Source organism: Bacteroides sp. RTP31139st1_H2_RTP31139_211217, assembly GCF_040227615.1.
Lineage (GTDB): Bacteria > Bacteroidota > Bacteroidia > Bacteroidales > Bacteroidaceae > Bacteroides > Bacteroides uniformis.
In genome coordinates, this window is sequence record NZ_JBCNZM010000250.1 from 1 (window position 1) to 3,106 (window position 3,106).

The following is a 3,106-nucleotide window of genomic DNA, read 5'->3' on the forward strand; positions in this document are numbered from 1 at the left end:
TCAATCGTTTAGCATCCGGCAATAATTTGCCTTCTGCATCCCGCTCATCCGTCATACTTTTAAACTTTATCACACGGAATATTTTTCCATCCTTTCCAGGACGCTCCTGAGTAAAGAATGCTCCTGCACCTTTATTGGCAAAATATAACCAAATAGTAATAAGTAATAAAATGGGCCAAATAAAAGCTAGTGTACACAAAGCTATGATGAAATCAATCAACCGTTTAAAGAAACATTTATACATAACATTTATTTTGATAAAATAGTTCCTATTTGAGAATATATAGCTTCCTTATCAAGGAGTTCATCCACCAATCTCTCATTATTCAACTTCCACTCCCTATAATCATCCCAAAATTCCAAACACTGTAGAAGCACCTTATCAAAAGTATTGTCCTTAAAATCAAAATTGAGTCCAACCTTATATCGGTCAATCATATCAGCTGTTTCTCCTGGCAAAGAATTTAAAATAAAACAATTTGTTGCTACATAATCATTGAATTTATAACTATGAACAACTTTCGTCTTATCACGAAAAATATTCACCGCAATATCGCAATTAGCTAAGTATTTCAACAAGTCTCCATATTCCATAAATCCCGTAATCTCTGCATTTACTGAATATTGACTTATAAGATTTTCTATTTTAGCACGGCATACTCCATCTCCTATAAAAAAAAGTTTATATTGATATTTTCCATTAAGAACAGCCACCCCTTTTATCAATGATTCAAAATCATAACTCGTACCTAAGCTACCAGCATAACCAATCCATCTCTCTTCATTTGGCTTATTTAGAGTAAGTTTACTTTCAGCTACAAGTTTCTTCACTTCCTTCTTATCAACTCCTAAATATAAAGGATATATAGGAGCCCTATGATTATAAAAAGCAGCTTCGTTAGCATATTGTTTTGACTCTCCTAATATCACATCTGCCATCTTATATGATTGTATCGTAATATACTTCCAAGGGAAAATAAAAAGATTCAAAAGCCTATTTTTTATTCCAACCACAATTGGCATTAAAGAATCAGGCCATAAGTCAATTACATCTATCACAAACTTCACACCATGTTTCTTGCAATATTTTCCACAAACATAAGCAGCAGTTGAAGTTGGCATGGCACAATAAATGGCCGTTGGAATTTCCTGAAGTGAATTCAAAAACTTTTTTAATCTATAAGCGAAAACAATATGACTATATATACGCTCAATAGAAATATTCTTTTTATATGCAGGAACATGAAGATAATGATTATTGATATTATCTATACATTCTTTATATCTTTTACTTCCATGATTAAAGTCAGAGGTTACAACATTTATTGCTAGATTTGATGTGTAGTGGAATATATTAGATATGCGTGAATTATTTGTATTAATACTCCCAAAAAGCGAAACTAATAGTATCATATTATATTTAACTTAATTTTCCAATCAATAAATCAATAAGCCTATCAATTTTATTAGACACCATAAGCCTTTGATCTATATCTATATATTCTCCATTTAAAAAATGTAACATACAGTCCGATATATCAGAAGAATCATAAGGATAGAAAGTTATAGGATTATGTACCACTTCAAAAGTATAAGGCAAGTTTGAAGCAATTACTGTAATTCCTTGTTGGAGTGCCTCTACTAAGGGTAGTCCAAACGATTCTTTTAATGAAGGGAATAATAAAGCCCGGGATTGCGAGAAAACCTCTAAAACCACATCGTGACTAATTGTTCCGAGATTATGTATTATTTCATATCCCGCACTTTGATTTATTTGCTTTATACGATTTTGTAAAATGGTGTTTTTACATCCTATAGTTAGTGCGATGGTAAAATGGGCATGCCGAGACGCCTTTTCAATCGCATCTAACAACACATTGTTATTTTTATGAGTAGCACTTGATCCTGGATAAAAAAAATCATATTTCTTTTCAGCAACTTTTCTCTTTATATCTTCAAAAAAAGGAAGCACTAAAGGAGATATTCCAAATGTATTTTTCAACCGTATTGCCATTTCCGAAGTTTGACAAGCTACTATATCAACTTTTCGCATGAACAATTTTAATAAAATATAATATAAATATTTTCGCAAATTTAACCCAATGGTACTATCTATATTTGTCCATTTAGGTCTTTCTGCAAAAAAAAGATTATGGATATAGATGATTGAAGAAAGATTACGGCGAAATGGAGGCAAGTTACACAAAAAAAGAACCTTATTTCTACGACTAACGTATCTGACAAAAGTCTTGAATAGAGAAGTTCTCACAAGTCTGATATTTTTAGATTCTAAATATTTAAGTCTATTCAAAACATGCCCATAACCTATATAAATTATTGCATCTATATTTCTTTCTTTAATTCTTCGCAATAACAAATCCAATAACACTATCCCACCATTAGAATTAATTTGGGATGCTTCAATATATAGCATAAATAACTTATTGATTTATATAGTATAAATTCAAAAACTGATTTGCCACATTGACAATATTGAATTGCGATAAATCTATAGAGTCTAAATTATCATATATTCCATTATAGAATCTCAAAAAACGTTCAGAATCATAAAGTTTTGATGAAAAAGAAAAAATAGGACGATTTGCTAAGGTGTAATCTATTAATTTACTTGGGCTTTGATTATTTGAGGAATTTTTCACATTTATCAGAAAATCCATTTTACTGAGTTCCAAAATCAATTTATCACGTGGTATAGAATCAATTATCAACATACGTCCATCCAATTTATCGATATAGGGTCTAAGACACTTCATACTATCTTGAACATTAATATTTGTATAAATAACAAAACGAAAATCCAAAGTAAAGTCAGACAAAAAATCTAAAAATATTTGAGGATTCCGAATATCAGAATAGAATAAGCCAGCAAAAGCAAATGTAGGTACAGAATTTGGCGTATATGTCGATAATTTAATTCCGTTAAAATTGAATCCTTGAGGTATAACTTTTATATGATCATCATCCTTCAACCACCTATAGGAGTTGATTGCTATATCTGTTGGAATAGAAATAAAATCAAATCGATTTATACATTTTTTTTCTATGAACTGGAAATAGGGAGCAACTTTAGTTGCAATATTAAATT

3 protein-coding genes and 1 pseudogene are annotated in these 3,106 nt (G+C 30.4%); all 4 read right to left on the minus strand.

What is annotated here, in order from left to right; all coding sequences use genetic code 11:
- On the minus strand, positions 1 to 244 hold a 244-nt coding region (locus ABUA47_RS23190; protein ID WP_349832125.1), incomplete at its 3' end, for a sugar transferase.
- A 5-nt stretch (positions 245 to 249) separates the two neighbouring features.
- Positions 250 to 1,413 (minus strand): glycosyltransferase, encoded by a 1,164-nt coding sequence (locus tag ABUA47_RS23195; RefSeq protein ID WP_087333034.1) that lies wholly within the window; start codon positions 1,411 to 1,413, stop codon positions 250 to 252.
- A gap of 7 nt (positions 1,414 to 1,420) precedes the next feature.
- Entirely contained in the window at positions 1,421 to 2,434 is a 1,014-nt protein-coding gene (locus ABUA47_RS23200; RefSeq protein WP_087333033.1) for a glycosyltransferase, read from the minus strand.
- Between the two features lie 7 nt (positions 2,435 to 2,441).
- Positions 2,442 to 3,106 (minus strand): annotated as a pseudogene (locus ABUA47_RS23205) (hypothetical protein); the annotation flags it as partial.

Coding starts and splice junctions, on each gene's coding strand:
- ABUA47_RS23195 (WP_087333034.1), bottom strand. CDS start 1,413: ATGATACTATTAGTTTCGCTTTTTGGGAGTATTAATACAAATAATTCA.
- ABUA47_RS23200 (WP_087333033.1), bottom strand. CDS start 2,434: ATGCTATATATTGAAGCATCCCAAATTAATTCTAATGGTGGGATAGTG.